Origin of the sequence: Tomitella gaofuii (genome assembly GCF_014126825.1) — a bacterium.
GTDB lineage: Bacteria > Actinomycetota > Actinomycetes > Mycobacteriales > Mycobacteriaceae > Tomitella > Tomitella gaofuii.
Window position 1 is genome coordinate 102,765 of record NZ_CP059900.1, and the last position, 15,044, is coordinate 117,808.

10 protein-coding genes are annotated in these 15,044 nt (G+C 71.1%); 3 read left to right on the plus strand and 7 right to left on the minus strand.

Going from position 1 to position 15,044, the window contains the following annotated elements; genetic code table 11:
* The first annotated feature begins 241 nt into the window (after window positions 1-241).
* Window positions 242-1,444, plus strand: coding sequence for an esterase-like activity of phytase family protein (locus H4F70_RS00510; RefSeq protein WP_182358605.1), 1,203 nt, complete (start codon window positions 242-244; stop codon window positions 1,442-1,444).
* 200 nt (window positions 1,445-1,644) lie between these two features.
* Window positions 1,645-3,099, plus strand: a complete 1,455-nt coding sequence (locus tag H4F70_RS00515) for a catalase (protein ID WP_182358606.1) — start codon at window positions 1,645-1,647, stop codon at window positions 3,097-3,099.
* 21 nt (window positions 3,100-3,120) lie between these two features.
* On the opposite strand, the gene H4F70_RS00520 is transcribed toward H4F70_RS00515, so the two are convergent.
* Window positions 3,121-4,326 (minus strand): amidohydrolase, encoded by a 1,206-nt coding sequence (locus H4F70_RS00520; RefSeq protein ID WP_182358607.1) that lies wholly within the window; start codon window positions 4,324-4,326, stop codon window positions 3,121-3,123.
* Between the two features lie 27 nt (window positions 4,327-4,353).
* Window positions 4,354-5,328 carry a hypothetical protein gene (locus H4F70_RS00525; RefSeq protein WP_182358608.1) on the minus strand — a complete coding sequence of 325 codons (975 nt, stop codon included), beginning with the start codon at window positions 5,326-5,328 and terminating at the stop codon, window positions 4,354-4,356.
* A 234-nt stretch (window positions 5,329-5,562) separates the two neighbouring features.
* Here H4F70_RS00525 and H4F70_RS00530 point away from each other — a divergent pair, with 234 nt between their 5' ends.
* Window positions 5,563-7,200, plus strand: a complete 1,638-nt coding sequence (locus H4F70_RS00530) for a multicopper oxidase family protein (protein WP_182360064.1) — start codon at window positions 5,563-5,565, stop codon at window positions 7,198-7,200.
* A 46-nt stretch (window positions 7,201-7,246) separates the two neighbouring features.
* Here the strand turns inward: H4F70_RS00530 and H4F70_RS00535 are convergent, their stop codons facing one another.
* From H4F70_RS00535 to H4F70_RS00555, 5 genes are all read right to left on the minus strand, one after another.
* Window positions 7,247-8,518 (minus strand): AMP-binding protein, encoded by a 1,272-nt coding sequence (locus H4F70_RS00535; RefSeq protein WP_182358609.1) that lies wholly within the window; start codon window positions 8,516-8,518, stop codon window positions 7,247-7,249.
* 365 nt (window positions 8,519-8,883) lie between these two features.
* Window positions 8,884-10,419 (minus strand): class I adenylate-forming enzyme family protein, encoded by a 1,536-nt coding sequence (locus H4F70_RS00540; RefSeq protein WP_182358610.1) that lies wholly within the window; start codon window positions 10,417-10,419, stop codon window positions 8,884-8,886.
* A 7-nt stretch (window positions 10,420-10,426) separates the two neighbouring features.
* Window positions 10,427-11,857 (minus strand): 3-isopropylmalate dehydratase large subunit, encoded by a 1,431-nt coding sequence (leuC, locus tag H4F70_RS00545; RefSeq protein WP_443735776.1) that lies wholly within the window; start codon window positions 11,855-11,857, stop codon window positions 10,427-10,429.
* 6 nt (window positions 11,858-11,863) lie between these two features.
* Window positions 11,864-13,456 (minus strand): sulfatase family protein, encoded by a 1,593-nt coding sequence (locus tag H4F70_RS00550; RefSeq protein WP_182358612.1) that lies wholly within the window; start codon window positions 13,454-13,456, stop codon window positions 11,864-11,866.
* Complete coding sequence (locus tag H4F70_RS00555) at window positions 13,453-15,015, minus strand: class I adenylate-forming enzyme family protein (RefSeq protein WP_182358613.1); 1,563 nt, start codon at window positions 15,013-15,015, stop codon at window positions 13,453-13,455. The genes H4F70_RS00550 and H4F70_RS00555 overlap by 4 nt, the downstream gene beginning before the upstream one ends.
* Between the last annotated feature and the right edge of the window lie 29 nt (window positions 15,016-15,044).

A 15,044-nucleotide genomic window follows, 5' to 3' on the forward strand; every position in this document is an offset into this window, starting at 1 on the left:
CCCGGCAGTAGCCGGGCCGGGTGGTGGTCGTCGAGTGGGGTTTCGTCGATGCCTTCCGCGGCGAGCTGCGCGGTGACTATGTCGGCGAGTGCGCGGGGCATCGCCGCAGCGTTCCGGGTCAATGAGGCCAAGTCCATGGTGATGCTCGGCGCGCCACTGAACGCGTTCTGGGCCGGGGCGTCACCAGGGTGCCCACCACTGTTCGCCGCCAGGTCACCCGCGCCCGGAACAGTGTGCGGTCGTGACCGATTCCGTGACCTCGTCTCTCATGACCTCCCTCTTCGCGACCGCTGTCCGCCCTCCGCGCCGCCGCGATGCCCGCCGTTCTCTGGGCGCCGCCGCCCTGATCACGAGCGCGCTCATCGCCCTCACCGGGTGCAGCGCCACCGGGGCCGCAGAACCCGCTGACCCCTCGTCGTCCCCCGCGTCCAGTCCGGCGGCGGCGCTCATCGACACCTACGACCTTTCCGGCGCGCAGTTCTCGCCCGCGGTCGCCCGGGCGCTGCCGGACGGCACCCCGTTCGGCGGCATCTCCGGTCTCGAACCCCTCGGCGATGACCGCTACCTGGGGATCTCCGACGACCGCGCCGACAAGGGTCCGGCCCGCGTCTACCGATTGGCCCTGCCGCGTACGCCCGATGGCGGCACGGGCCTCGCGCAGGTCACCGGCATGATCCTGCTCACCGACGAGCACGGGCGCGGTTTCGCGCCGGGTTCGGTGGACCCGGAGTCGATCCGGGCGATGCCCGACGGGACCCTCCTGTGGACGTCGGAGGGCGACGCCGAGGCGGGGATCGCACCGGAGATCACCGTCGCCGCCGAAGACGGCAGGGCGCTGCGCCGTTTCGCCATTCCGGGGTACCAGCGCCCGGCCGACGACGGCGCCCGCGGGGTGCGCCCCAACAAGGCCTACGAGGGGCTCACCCTCTTCGACGGCGGGGCCCGCGCGGCCGTGCTAGCCGAGGGCCCGCTGGCGCAGGATCCGAACGCGCCCGGCGCGTCGCGCACCCGGCTGACCGTCTACGACGTGGCGTCGGGTGCCGCGGCCGCCGAGTACGCCTACCCCCTCGATGCCCCGCCGGACGGCACCGACGAGCGCGGCGCCACCGAGATCCTCGCCACCGGCGACGGTCGTTTCCTCGTGCTGGAGCGCAGCTGGATCAAGGGGCAGGGCACGGTCGGAAAGCTGTACCTGGTCGACACTGCCGGCGCCGATGACGTGCTGGGCGCCGCGGTCCTCACCGGGAGCGAGACTCCCGTCCACAAGACGCTCCTGCTGGACTTCTCGCCGAACGGCGAGAACGTCGACAACATCGAATCGCTGGCGTGGGCGCCGGACCAGGCGGACGGCCGGCAAACGCTGCTGGTGGGGTCCGACGACAACTTCAACACCGGCGAACAGCGCAGCCTCATCCACACCGTCGTCGTCGCGTTGCCCGAGTAGCGGTCGCCGCAATCTCGTCGGCCCCGGCGCGAATTCGGGGTGCCGAGGTTGACCTGGGTGCAAACCAGGGCAAGCATGGAGACTGTGCAGCGGGATGGACGGCCCGCGGGCGGGGCCTTCCGGTACCACTGCCGAACTCGGACGACCAGCGGCCGTCGACAGCCGAGCGCGGACGGCCGGCATGACCGGGAGGAGCCGCGATGAGTTCCGACAAGCCCACCACCACCGACGCCGGGATACCGGTGGAAAGCGACGAGCATTCCTTGACTGTGGGGCCGGACGGCCCCATCGTCCTGCACGACGCCTACCTGATCGAGCAGATGGCGCAGTTCAACCGCGAGCGGGTGCCGGAGAGGCAGCCGCATGCCAAGGGCGGCGGGGCGTTCGGGCATTTCCAGGTGACCGAGGACGTCTCCGCCTACACCAAGGCGGACGTCTTCCAGCCGGGCCGGCGCACCGAGATGCTGGCGCGGTTCTCCACCGTGGCCGGCGAGCGAGGAAGCCCGGACACGTGGCGGGATCCGCGCGGGTTCGCCCTCAAGTTCTACACCGAGCAGGGCAACTACGACATGGTCGGCAACAACACGCCCGTGTTCTTCATGCGCGACCCGATGAAGTTCCAGCACTTCATCCGCTCGCAGAAGCGTCGGGCGGACACGAACCTGCGCGACCACGACATGCAGTGGGACTTCTGGACGCTCTCGCCGGAGTCGGCCCACCAGGTCACCTGGCTGATGGGCGACCGGGGCATCCCGAAGACGTGGCGGCACATGAACGGCTATTCCAGCCACACGTACATGTGGGTCAACGCGGACGGCGAGCGGTTCTGGGTCAAGTACCACTTCAAGACCGACCAGGGCATCGAGTGCCTCACGCAGGAGGAGGCGGACAGGCTCGCCGGCGCCGACGGCGACTTCCACACGCGCGATCTGTACCGCGCGATCGAGCGCGGCGAGCACCCCAGCTGGACGCTGTACATGCAGATCATGCCGTTCGGCGACGCCGCCGGTTACCGGTTCAACCCGTTCGACCTGACCAAGGTGTGGCCGCACAGCGACTATCCGCTGGTCAAGGTGGGCACGATGACCCTGGACGAGAACCCGGCGGACTACCACGCGCAGATCGAGCAGGCGGCATTCGAGCCGAACAACATGGTGCCGGGCATCGGCCCCAGCCCCGACCGGATGCTGCTCGGCAGGGTGTTCGCCTACGCCGACGCGCACCGCGCCCGCATCGGGGCCAACTATCGGCAGCTGCCGGTGAACCACCCGAAGAACGCGCCCGTGCACTCGTACTCCAAGGACGGCGCGATGCGCTACTACAACGCGTCCGACCCGGTGTACGCGCCGAACTCCAAGGGCGGTCCCGCTGCGGACACGGCGCGCTTCGGCGAGCCTGCAGCGTGGCCCGCCGACGGTGAGCTGACCCGCACGGCGGCGTCCCTGCACGCCGAGGACGACGACTTCGGCCAGGCGGGCACGCTCGTCCGCGAGGTGATGGACGACGCCGCCCGCGAGCGGCTGGTGTCGAACATCGCGGGGCATCTGCTCGACGACGTCTCGGAGCCGGTGCTGCAGAGGGCGTTCGAGTACTGGCGCAATGTGGACGCCGGCCTGGGCGAGCGCGTGGAGGCGGCGGTGCGCGGCGGGCGCTGACGAGGGACGGACGCCGGCCGGTCAGGCCCGGCGCGTCCGCGCGCGGTGCCGATCGACGTACCGTGCGCGCGCCTCGGCGTCGAGCGCCACGTCGATGCCGGTGAACGCCATCGCCAGGGCCCCGTCCACGGCGGTGTCGTCCGCGGCGGGCGACACCGCATCGTCGGCGAACCCCGCCGTGTGCGGATGGCTTGCGGCGCCGCGGATCGCGATCATCGGGTGGATGCCGGGGAGAGCGCGGGTGACGTCGCCCATGTCGGTGGATCCGACGGTGCGGGTGCCGCGTGCGCCGGGCACACGGCCGAGGGCGGCGGCGTTGGCCGCGTAGTACCCGGCGAGCGTGGGGTCGGGCTCGAGCGCGGCGTAGGGCGGTTGCGTCTGCTCGATGGCGACCTGCGCGCCGGTCGCGAGGGCACCGGCCTCGAAGCATGCGGTGACGCGGCGGCGGAGCTCGCCGAGGGTGTCCGTCGTCGCGGCGCGCACCTCGCATTCGACGACGGTGTGCGCCGGGATGATGTTGGTGGCCTCGCCGCCGTCGCGCACGTACAGCCCGACCCGGCAGTCCGCGGTGAGCTGCTGGCGCAGCAGTCCGACGGCCACCTGGGCGACCACGGCGGCATCGGCGGCGTTGACCGCCTCGTGGGGTGCGGCGGACGCGTGCGCCGGCCTGCCGGTGTAGGTGACGGCGAAGCGGGCGACGGCGGGGGTCGCGACGTCGGCCGGGTGCACCTCGAACGCCTCCGGATGCACCATCATCGCCACTGACACCCTGTCGAACACGCCGCGTTCGAGCAGCCGGATCTTGCCTCCGCCCTGTTCCTCGGCCGGAGTGCCGATGACGACGACGCGGACACCCGCCTCGTCGGCGACGGCGGCGAGCCCCAGCGCGGCGCCGACTGATGCGGCGGCGATGAGGTTGTGCCCGCAGGCATGGCCCAGCCCCGGTAGCGCGTCGTACTCGGCGCACAGGCCTACGGCGAGGTCGCCGTCGCCGTAGGTCGCGACGAACGCCGTGTCGAGGCCGCCGGCGCCGCGCTCGACGGCGAAACCTTCGGCTTCCAGCAGTTCCGTGGTGAGCTCCGACGCCGTGTGCTCTTCGAAAGCGAGCTCCGGGGCGGCGTGGATCGCGCGGCTCAGTGCGATGAGGCGGCCGCGCGCTGCGTCGATGCGGTCCCGTGCGCGGGCCGTGAGGGCGGCCTGGTCTTGGGTCGATGTCACGGGCGCCATTGTCTCCCCTTTCCCGCCGCCGCTCCGTCAGCCGCCGTGGCGGGGCGCCGGGTGTGGTGTGACGGCGGCGCGGACACCGGGCGCCGCGATGAGCAGGGCGCCGAGGGCGATGAGCGCATACGGCCACCACGCGCGCTCGTCGACGGTGGGCGCGGCGGATGCCGGGGCGGCGGACGTCGACGTGGAGGCCGCGGAGGACAGCGCCCCCGTCGCGGCCTTGACGTTGTCGGAGATACCGCTGACCATGTTGCCCACCGGCTTGACGCCCTCGGTGAGCTGTCCGGTCCCGGCGATCAGCGCCTGCCCGCCGTCGTCGAGCAGCACCAGACCGTCGTACAACTGCTGCGCGCCGCCGGAGGCCTGGGCCATGCCGGCCACGAACTGGGCGTTCGGATCGTTGAGTTCATAGGCGAGCTGCCGCGCCCCGTCCTGCAACTGGTCGAGCCGTGCCATCGTCTGGGGTCCCAGGCCCTCCTCGTTCACCGTGTCTACGAGGGCGCGCAAGTCGCCGGCGGCGCCCTGGGTCACCGGTCCGGGTTGCGCTCCGAGGGTGTCGGCCAGTGTCGAGAGCCGCGCGGTGATCGTGCCCTGCATGCCGGCGAACGTGGTGAGGCGCTCGACCACCTCGTCCACGCCGCCGCTGATCTGCGCGGCACCGTCACCGAGTTGGTCGACCCCGCCGTCGAGCTGCTCCAGCCCCGCCGACAGCTGACCGCCGCCCTCGCGGGCCTGGGTCAGCCCGTCGGCCAGCTGGTGGGCGCCGTCGTCGAGCTGCCGGCTGCCGTCGGTGAGCTGCTCCACCCCGTTGTCGAGGAACGACAACGGCAGGTTGGCCTGCCGCAGGCTGCTGCGCGCATCGCCGACCCCGCCCGGCGGCTGCGGCTGCTGCTGCGGGGCGCTTGCGTGCACCACGGGATCCTCGTTGTAGGCGACGGCAGCCCCGGTGCCGACGCAGACGAGCCCGGCGAGCAGCACCGCGGAGGGGATCAAGTGGAAACGCATGACGACGAAGATACGCACCCAGGGTGAAAACAACCTGAGTGACTGCTGTCGCACGGCGGTGGCGGCGGGTGGGAGTCGCGCTTGCTCGGCTCGGGTGAGCTTGATCATCGGCGTGCCGGTGGCCGGGGGTGTGGCCGGTCTTCGTCACGTACCGTTGCGCTCCGGACAGTGACGACCGGGCCTGCGTCGAGCACCGTTCATCCGGACGCCGACAGCGAGGTGCAGGAAGTGCCGATGCCCGAATCCCCGTATCCACGCATCACCCGCAGGAGCCTTCTCCGCGGGGCCGGCGGGCTCGTGGGCATCGCCGCCGTCGGCTCGGTGCTCGCCGGCTGTGGGCAGGAGTCTTCGCCCGTCGCAGGGGAAGGCGCCGGGGGAGGCGATGGCGGCGGAGGCAGGGGTGGCGATGCGCGACGTGCCCTGCCGGTTCCGCCGCTGCTGGATCCGCGCATCGTCGACGGAGTCTCCGTCTTCTCCCTCGTGGCGATGGCCGGGTCCAGCGAGATCCGTCCCGGCGTGCCGACGCCGACGTGGGGCTACAACGGGTCGATGCTGGGCCCGACCCTCCGGGCGCGCCGCGGTGACCGCGTGCGGGTGGAGGTGCGCAACAGCCTGCCGGAGATGACGACGACGCACTGGCACGGCATGCATCTGCCCGCGAAGATGGACGGCGGCCCGCACCAGCCGATCGCCCCCGGTGGCACGTGGAGCCCGGAGTGGCGGGTCGATCAGCAGGCGGCGACGCTCTGGTACCACCCGCACCCGCACGGGGTCACCGGAAAGCATGTGTATCGCGGGCTCGCCGGTCTGTTCCTCGTCGACGACGCCGACGCCGACGCCCTGGACCTGCCCCGGGACTACGGCGTCGACGACATACCGCTGATCGTGCAGGACCGCAGGTTCCACGACGACGGCACGCTCGACGAGACCGACCTGCCGGACATGGGGCTGCTCGGTGATACGCCCGTCGTCAACGGCATCACAGACGCGCACTTCGCCGCGACGACGAGGCGGGTCCGGTTCCGCATCCTCAACGGCGCGACGATGCGCGTTTTCAATCTGTGTTTGTCCGACGGGCGCCCCTTCGCGATCATCGGCTCCGACGGCGGCCTGCTCGACACGCCCAGGACCGTCGAGAACGTCTACGTCAGCCCCGGCGAACGCGTCGAGATCGTCGTCGACCTGGCCGCAGACGACGAGGTCACGCTGCGGAACGAGCGCTTCGCCGACAACTTGGAGGTGGATGACAGCGACGCGCCGGACTTCGGGCTGGACGACGAGTTCGATCTGCTCACGATCTCCGGTCCCGGCGCGGGCGAGGCCCCCGGCGCGCTGCCGGCCGAACTCGGCACCACGCTCGGCGCGTTTCCGGACACCCGCGGCGCGCGCCGGCGGAGCTTCGATATGGAGTGGTTCCAGATCAACGGCAAACGCATGGACATCAGCCGGGTCGACGAGGTGATCGACCACCCCGGCTGGGAGGTGTGGACGGTGTCCAACAAGGACAACTGGATCCACAACTTCCACGTCCACGACACCCGGTTCCGGGTGCTGTCCCTGGACAGGACGTCGACCACGCCGATGACCGACGGGTGGAAGGACACCATCCTGCTGGCGCCCGGGGCGGTGGCCACGCTGGCCGTCCGGTTCACCGACCACACGTCCGCCCGCTGGCCGTACATGTATCACTGCCACATGCTGTTTCACGAGGACCAGGGCATGATGGGGCAGTTCGTCGTCGTCGAGCCGGGCGGGACGCCCGACCCGGCGATTGGCAGCGGCCTCGAGCATGGGGGCGAGCACACCGCGACGACGCAGGACGACGGCGGCCACGGGGATCGCGGCGGGCACGGGGAGCACGGAGGACACTGAGCCGGACGGGGCGGCCCGGGACGTAGCGCCGGCGATACGGCTGCCTTCACCCGATCGCGCGAGCCGCACCCTCCCAGTAGGGTCGTCGGAGCTCACGCTTGAGCACCTTGCCGCTGGGATTGCGCGGGAGGGCGTCGAGGAAATCGACCGAGGTGGGGCACTTGTAATGCGCAAGCCGGTCGCGGCAGAAGGCGATCAGGTCGTCGGCGGCGATCGGAGTGTCTCCCGTCCGCACGGCCACCGCCTTGACCGTCTCGCCCCATCGGTCGTCCGGCACCCCGATGACGGCGACGTCGTTGATGGCGGAGTGCTCCATCAGCACGTTCTCCACCTCGACCGGATAGATGTTCTCGCCGCCCGAGACGATCATGTCCTTCGCCCGGTCGCACAGGAACAGGTAGCCGTCGGCGTCGAGGTATCCGATGTCGCCGGTGCGGAACCAGCCGTCGGGACGGAGCACGGCGGCGAGCTCGCCGGGGCGGTTCCGGTATCCGCTGAGCAGCATCCGGCTGCGCGTCCACACCTCGCCGACGCCGCCGGTGGGCAACTCCTCGCCGGTCACAGGGTCGAACACGCCCATCCGGACCACCGGTGTGGCGCGGCCCGCGGAACCGAGGCGCAGACCGCCGCGCCGGTGATCTGCGGCGTCGAGGAAGGTGATCGGCCCGCACGTTTCGGTCATCCCGTAGGACTGCACGAGATCGCAGTCGAACACCTCCTGGGCGTCGGCGACGATCGTGGGCGACATGGGCGATCCGCCGTAGATGAGCGTGCGCAGCCCGGGATACGCGCGCTCGCGCGCGGACGGATGCTGGACCAAGGCCTGGACCACGGCGGGGACGGTGAGTGCGTGGTCGACGGCCCCGCTGGCGAACGTCTCCAACACGCGGCCGGGATCGATGTCGAGCACGTGGTGGGACCCCGCGCCCACGGCGAGGCAGTAGAACACCCATCCGGTCCCGGACAGGTGGAAGTTCGGTGCGGGGATCATGACGACGTCGCCCGGCACGATGTCCCACGGCTGCGGCGCCGCGAGATTGACGCTGATCGCGCGGTTCGACAGTTCCACGCCTTTCGGCCGCCCCGATGTGCCGGAGGTGTAGATCATCAAGGCGATGTCCTCGGGGTCCGGCTCGGGGAAGGTGTGCAGCGGGGTGAGACCGGCCAGCCAGCGTTCGTAGTCATACGGGTCCTCGCCGGGCACCACCAGGCGGGGGCGGCCGTCGACCGGTGCGGGGTGGCCGAGCAGCGGCAGGAAATCGGCCTCCGCCACGATGGCGTGCACCCCGGAGTCGTCGACGATCTCCCGCCGCCTCACGACGGCTGAGCCGCCAGTTCAATGGCACGGCGCAGGCGCGGATCAGCGACGCGGCCGTCATCACCTCGCCCCAGAGGACGGTGTTCCTGCCGACGAAGCCGAAGACCGGCTGCGGCGCGGGGGCATCGGTGTCCGGCCCGATCAACTCGCGGAATCCGGCGGCCAGTGCGCTGCTGCGCCGCAGCCACTGAGCGAAGGTGCGCGAGCAGACGCCCTCGACGGCAATGCCGGGGGAGTCGGGTAGCTCGGTGGCCCAATGCTGCAGCATCGCTCCCAACGAACGCTGGTGGGCGGGGCCGTACGGATGCGTGGGCGGGTGTTCCATGAATGCTCCTGTCGCGCGGAACGAGATGGGGTGGAGAACGTCAAATCTGCTCGCGAAGAGCAGATTTGACGACCTTGCCCAGCGTGTTGCGGGGCAGCGCTTCGACCGGCACGAATGTGCGGGGGCACTTGAAGCCGGCGAGCCGCTCGCGGCAATGCCGCGTGAGGTCGGCGGTGCTCGGAGCCGTGCCGGCGGGGACGAAGAAGGCGACGGGCGTCTCGCCCCAGCGCGGGTGCGGCGCGCCCACGACGGCGGCCTCGGCGACAGCGGGGTGGGCGAGCAGCACGCGTTCGATCTCGGCGGGGTAGATGTTCTCTCCGCCGCTGACGATCATGTCTTTGACCCGGCCGACGATGTGCACGAAGCCGTCGGCGTCGATCGAGGCGAGGTCGCCGGTGCGGTACCAGCCGTCGGCGGTGAACGCGGCGGCCGTCTCCTCGGGGGAACGCCAGTATCCGTCGATGAGGCATTCGCCGCGAGCCTGCAGTTCGCCGTTGCACCCCGGCGGCAGGGCCGTGCCCAGCGGGTCGACCACACGGACATCCCACCCCGGCGACGGCCGCCCGGCCGAGGAGATCCGGCCGCTCGCGGGCACATGGTCCTCCGGGCGCAGCGTGGTGAGGAACCCCTGCAGCTCGGTGCTGCCGTAGATCTGCCGGAATCGGCTGCACAGCACCCGCAGAGCCCGTTCGAGCAGGGACGAGTCGATGGGCGCCGAGCCGTATTGGACCTCGCGCAGGCTGGACAGGTCGGCGCCGGCGCGCGGGCCCTCCATCGCCCCGGTGAGCGCGTCGATGAGGGCCGGTGCCGCGGTGAAGAACTCGATCCTGTCGCGCTCGATCGCGTCGATGGCGCCGTCGACGTCGAAGCCGTCGTGGATGTACAGGGTGCCGCCGGTGAGGAAGCACTGCATCGCCTGGGCGAATCCGGCCAGGTGGAACAGCGGCATCATCACCAGATGGCGGCTGCCGCGCTGTTGGTCGCCGATGTCGAGGGCGAACGCCGCGAGGCTGCGGATCAGCGAGCCGTGGTCCAGTGGGATGAGCTTGGGATGACCCGTCGTGCCGCTGGTGTGCATGAGAAAGGCGGTCCGATCGGAGCGCAGTGCTCCCGTGCCGTAGGGGTCGGTGTCGAACGAGCCCGGCATCGCTGCGGCCGGCGCGGTCGGCACTGTGTGCGCAGCCCATCCGGGGGCGGTGGCCCCGGACAGAACGCGCACGCGCGCCGGGCGGTCGGCCACGAGGTGCAGGCACCGGTCGTCGGTGAAGATGCCGACCGACTGCGCCGCGTCCAGCAGTTCGTTCACCTCGCGGGCGGTCAGCCGCCAGTTGAGCAGTAACGGGAGCGCGCCGATGCGCGCGAGGCCCAGCGTCTGCACCAGGTGATCGGCGCTGTTGTGTGCGAGGATCGCCACGACATCACCGTCGCGGACGCCGCGGGTGTGCCACGCGGCGGCCGCCGCGTCGATGCGGCCGCGCAGTGCGCGGTAGTCCAGTCGGGTGCGCCCGTCGTCGAGGGCCAGGGCGTCGCCGTCGGATCCGGCGCGCCAGTCGATGATGTGCAGCCAGGTGTGCATGGTCTCCTCACGTCGTGGGCAGGTCGCCGGGCGCGGCGAGGGTCCCGAGCACCGCGGTGGCCGCGGCGATCGCCGGCGACACCAGGTGCGTGCGCGCCCCGTCGCCCTGGCGACCCTCGAAGTTGCGGTTGGTCGTGGACGCCGAGCGGTGGCCGGGCCCCAACGCGTCGGGGTTCATCGCGGTGCACATCGAGCAGCCGGATTCGCGCCAGGAGAAGCCGGCTGCCCGGAACACCGCGTCGAGGCCCTCGGCCTCGGCGGCCGCCGCCACAGCGTGGGAGCCGGGCACCACGAGCGCCGTCACCGAGGGCGATGCCGTGCGCCCGCGCAGCACCGCGGCCGCGGCGCGCAGGTCGTCGAGCCTGCCGTTGGTGCACGAGCCGATGAACACCGTGTCCACGGCGATCTCCCGCATCGGGATTCCGGGTCGCAGGTCCATGTATTCGATCGCATGCCGCGCGGCTTCTCGCATGTCCGGGTCCGGGAAGTCCTCCGGTGCCGGTACCGCGCCGTCGAGACCGATGCTCTGTGCGGGCGTGGTGCCCCAGGTGACGATGGGCGTGATCGCCGAGGCGTCGATCGTGATGGAGCGGTCGAACATCGCACCGTCGTCGCTGCGCAATCCGCGCCAGTAGGCACGCGCCGCGTCCCACTCCGCACCCCGCGGCGCGTGCGGACGTCCGCGCAGATAGTCGAGCGTGACGGCATCGGGTGCGATCATCCCCGCCCGCGCCCCGCACTCGATCGTCATGTTGCACAGCGTCATCCGCTGCTCCATCGTCAGTGCGGCGATGGCGGGTCCGCGGTATTCGACCACGTGCCCGGCGCCGCCGTTCGTCCCCACCGCGGCGATCACGTGCAGTGCGAGGTCCTTGGCCGTCACGCCGGGTGCGAGCCCGCCGTCCACCCGCACCTCCATGGCGTGCGGCCGCGGCATCCACAGTGTCTGCGTGGCCAGCACGTGCTCCACCTCGGACGTGCCTATCCCGAAAGCGAGCGCGCCGAAGGCGCCGTGTGTCGCGGTGTGCGAATCGCCGCACACCAGCGTCATCCCGGGCTGGCTGAGGCCCTGCTCGGGGCCGATCACATGCACGATTCCGTTGCCGGCGCCGCCCATCGGGTTGTGCGGCACACCGAACGCGGCGCAGTTGCTCCGCACCAGATCCAGCTGCAGTCGGCTGAGCGGGTCGGTGACGGCCGCCTCGCCGCCGAGCGTGGGCACGTTGTGATCCTCGGTGGCCATGGTCAGGTCGGGCCGCCGCACCGCCCGGCCCGCGGCGCGCAAACCCGCGAAGGCCTGGGGAGAGGTCATCTCGTGCAGCAGATGCAGGTCGACGTAGAGCAGGTCGGGGCGGCCGTCCTCGCCGGGCACCACCACGTGCTCGTCCCACAGCTTGTCCAGCAGCGTGCGCGGCGCGGTGGGTCCGGGCGGGTGCATCATCGGTCAGGCCATCGCCGTGGGACGCAGTGTGGCGTCCGTGTGGTCGAGCTGGGCCTGCATCAGCGTCTGCAGCATCCGCGTCTTCAGTCCGGCATACCCGGGATCATGCCAGCGGTTGTGCATCTCATCGGGGTCCTCGGCGTGGTCGTAGAGTTCCCCGTCGTCGCTGCCGTGCAGGACGGTGATCCGGGCGTCGTCGGAGATCGCCGTGCGCATCTGCATGGGGCGTCCGACCCGGAAGACGTCGAACATCTGGTCTTCTTCGATGTACACCGCGTCGCGCACTGTCGCTCGGGGGTCGGCGAACAGCGTCGTGAGCGGTGTTCCCTGCATGCCCTGGAACAGGGGGGTCCCGGCGAGCTCGAGCACCGTCGGACCCAGGTCCAGCGAGGAGACGAGCGAGCCGCTCGCTCCCGCGGCTATACCGGGCCCCGCGAACACCATCGGCACCCGCACGCATCCCTCGTAGTGCATTCCGAGCTTGAGCATGAGTCCGTGGTCGCCGAACATGTCGCCGTGGTCGCTGGTGACCACGATGACGGTGTTCTCCAGCACGCCGGCGTCCTCCAGCGATCGCACGATGGCGCCCACCGCGTCGTCGATGAAGCTGATCGCCCCGTACTCGCGTGCGGCGGCCTCGCGGAACTGCTCCGCGGTGGGCGCGAACGGGGCCATGACGCTGCCGCGCTGCTCGCCGCGGTGCGCGACGAGGTTGCGCAGCCGCTTCCATGAATGCTCGTGCGTGTCGTGGAAGGTCGCGGGCAGCGGGATGTCCGCGGGGTCGTACATGTCGTAGTAGCGCCCAGGAGGGGAGAACGGGTGGTGCGGGTCGGGGAACGAGCATTGGATGAAGAACGGCGCATCGTCTGCGGCGGCCTCGGAGATCATCTCCGCGCTGCGTGAGCCCACCCACGCGGTGGGATAGCAGTCCTCGGGCATGTCCGGCTGATACACCTGGTCCCAGCCCGCGTACGCCTGCTTCGCGTGCTCCACGCCGCGACGTGCGGGGTCGACGCCGCGCTCACGCAGCCAGTGCTCGTAGTGGCCGCCGGCATAGTCTGCATGGTCGATGGCCAGCTCGACCCGGTCGAACCCGTAGAAATCCGGCGGGATGTCCACCCACTGTTCACGGTGCAGGTCGATGTCCTCCCACCGGTCCCAGCCGGGCTCGCGGCGGCGGTCCGCCCCGGGGGAGGCCGGATCGTCGGCGGTGATCCGCGCGGCGAACTCCCGGTTGTTGCCGATGTTCTGGAAGTGCGCCTTGCCCACGAGCATCGTCCGGTAGCCGTCGCCGCGCAGTGCGCGGACGAAGGTGTTGGCGTCGGGATCGAGGGAGATGCCGTTGAACCGGGTGCCGTGCGCCGAGGGCACCCGGGACGTGAGCAGGCTCGCGCGGTTCGGCATGCACACGGGATTGGCCACGTGAGCCCGGTCGAAGCGGGTCCCCCTGGAGGCGATCGCATCGAGGTGCGGGGTGCGCACCACCGCGTTGCCGCCGAAGCCGAGGTGGTCGGCGCGCAGCTGGTCGGCCATGATGAGCACGACGTTGGGGCGGCGCGCGCCCTCGCTTCCTGCGTTCGTGTTGCCGGTGCTCATGCCACGCCCCGTTCGTTTCCGGCCCAGTGTTTGTCGCGCAGCGTGCGTTTGAGGATCTTTCCGGTGGCGTTGCGGGGCAAGGTGTCGAGGAACTCGACCGACGCGGGGCACTTGAACCCGGCGAGACGCTCGCGGCACCAGGCCCGCACCGCGTCCTCGTCCTGCGACAGCCCCGGCTCGAGCACGAGCACCGCGTGCACCGCCTCGCCCCACCGCTCATGGGGGACGCCGATCACCGACACCTCGCGCAGTCCCGGGTACCGGGCCAGCACCGATTCGACCTCGGCGGGGTAGACGTTCTCGCCGCCGCTGACGATCATGTCCTTCTTGCGGTCGACGATGGTGAAATAGCCGTCCGCGCTGCGGATCGCGACGTCGCCGATGCGCCAGTAGCCGTCGGGCGTCATCGCGTCGGCAGTGGCCTCCGGGTTGTTCCAATAGCCGTCGATGGGGTCGGAGCCGCGCACGATGATCTCGCCCGGCTCCCCGTCGGGCACGTCGTCGCCGACGTCGTCGACCAGCCGCACATCCCAGCTCAGCGCGGCACGGCCTGCCGTGTTCAGGTGCGGCGAATCGGGATGGTGGTCCGCAGGCTCCAGTGTGGTCACGGGGAAACCCCCCGTCTCGGTGCAGCCGTAGTGCTGCCGGAACCGGCAATCCAACGTCTCGATCGCCGCGCGCAGCGCCTCCGGGTCGATGGGGGACGCGCCATAGCAGATCTCGGTGAGCGCGGACAGGTCGACGGGCGTGGTGCGACCGCGGACCTCCTCGACGGCCATGGTGATCGCGCTGGGCACCAGGTTGGTGAAGTTGATCCGCTCGCCGGCGAGCGCGTCGACGAAGTCGGCGGCGCGGAACGACGATTGGATGCGGCAGGTGCCGCCGGTGAACAGCGGGAAGGTGATGTTCGCCAGCCCGGCCATGTGGAACATCGGCATGGCGCGCAGGTGCCTGGCCCCCTCGCCGGCCTCGGGGATGACCAGCTTGAGGTACGCGGCGGATGAGACGAGCCGTCCATGCGTGATGGTGATGAGCTTGGGCACCGCACTGGTGGTGCCGCTGGTGTGCAGCAGCACGCACGGCGACGACGAGCGCAGGTGGTCGGCGGGCCATGCCGGTGCGGGGCCGTGGAAGTCGTCGGATGCGCGCCCGGCGATCGTTCCGTCCGGGCCGGGCGCGCGCAGGACGACGCGCTCGAGGTCCGGCGCGGCCTCGGTGAGCAATTCCAGCTCCGCCTCGTCGACGACGGCGGCGCGCGGTCGCATCACGTCCAGCAGCGTCCGCAGCTCGGGGGCGGCGAGCCGCCAGTTGACGGCGGCGGGCACCGCGCCGACGCGGGCGAGCGCGAACATGTGCGTGATCCAGTCCACCCGGTTGCGCGCGATGATCGGCACCAGGTCGCCGGGGCGCACGCCGAGTCCGGCCCAGCCGCCCGCGAGCCGTTCGACCTCGTCGGCGAGCTCGCCGTAGGTCAGCGACTGGCCGTGGTCGTCGGCGAGGGCGAGCAGGTCGGGGTGGCGCTGGGCGCGCCACTGGAGAATGTGGATCCACGAGATCACGGTGATCGTCCTTTTCCTCTGGATTTGCG

Coding starts and splice junctions, on each gene's coding strand:
- H4F70_RS00515 (WP_182358606.1), top strand. CDS start 1,645: ATGAGTTCCGACAAGCCCACCACCACCGACGCCGGGATACCGGTGGAA.
- H4F70_RS00520 (WP_182358607.1), bottom strand. CDS start 4,326: ATGGCGCCCGTGACATCGACCCAAGACCAGGCCGCCCTCACGGCCCGC.
- H4F70_RS00525 (WP_182358608.1), bottom strand. CDS start 5,328: ATGCGTTTCCACTTGATCCCCTCCGCGGTGCTGCTCGCCGGGCTCGTC.
- H4F70_RS00530 (WP_182360064.1), top strand. CDS start 5,563: ATGCCCGAATCCCCGTATCCACGCATCACCCGCAGGAGCCTTCTCCGC.
- H4F70_RS00540 (WP_182358610.1), bottom strand. CDS start 10,419: ATGCACACCTGGCTGCACATCATCGACTGGCGCGCCGGATCCGACGGC.
- leuC (WP_443735776.1), bottom strand. CDS start 11,857: ATGCACCCGCCCGGACCCACCGCGCCGCGCACGCTGCTGGACAAGCTG.
- H4F70_RS00550 (WP_182358612.1), bottom strand. CDS start 13,456: ATGAGCACCGGCAACACGAACGCAGGAAGCGAGGGCGCGCGCCGCCCC.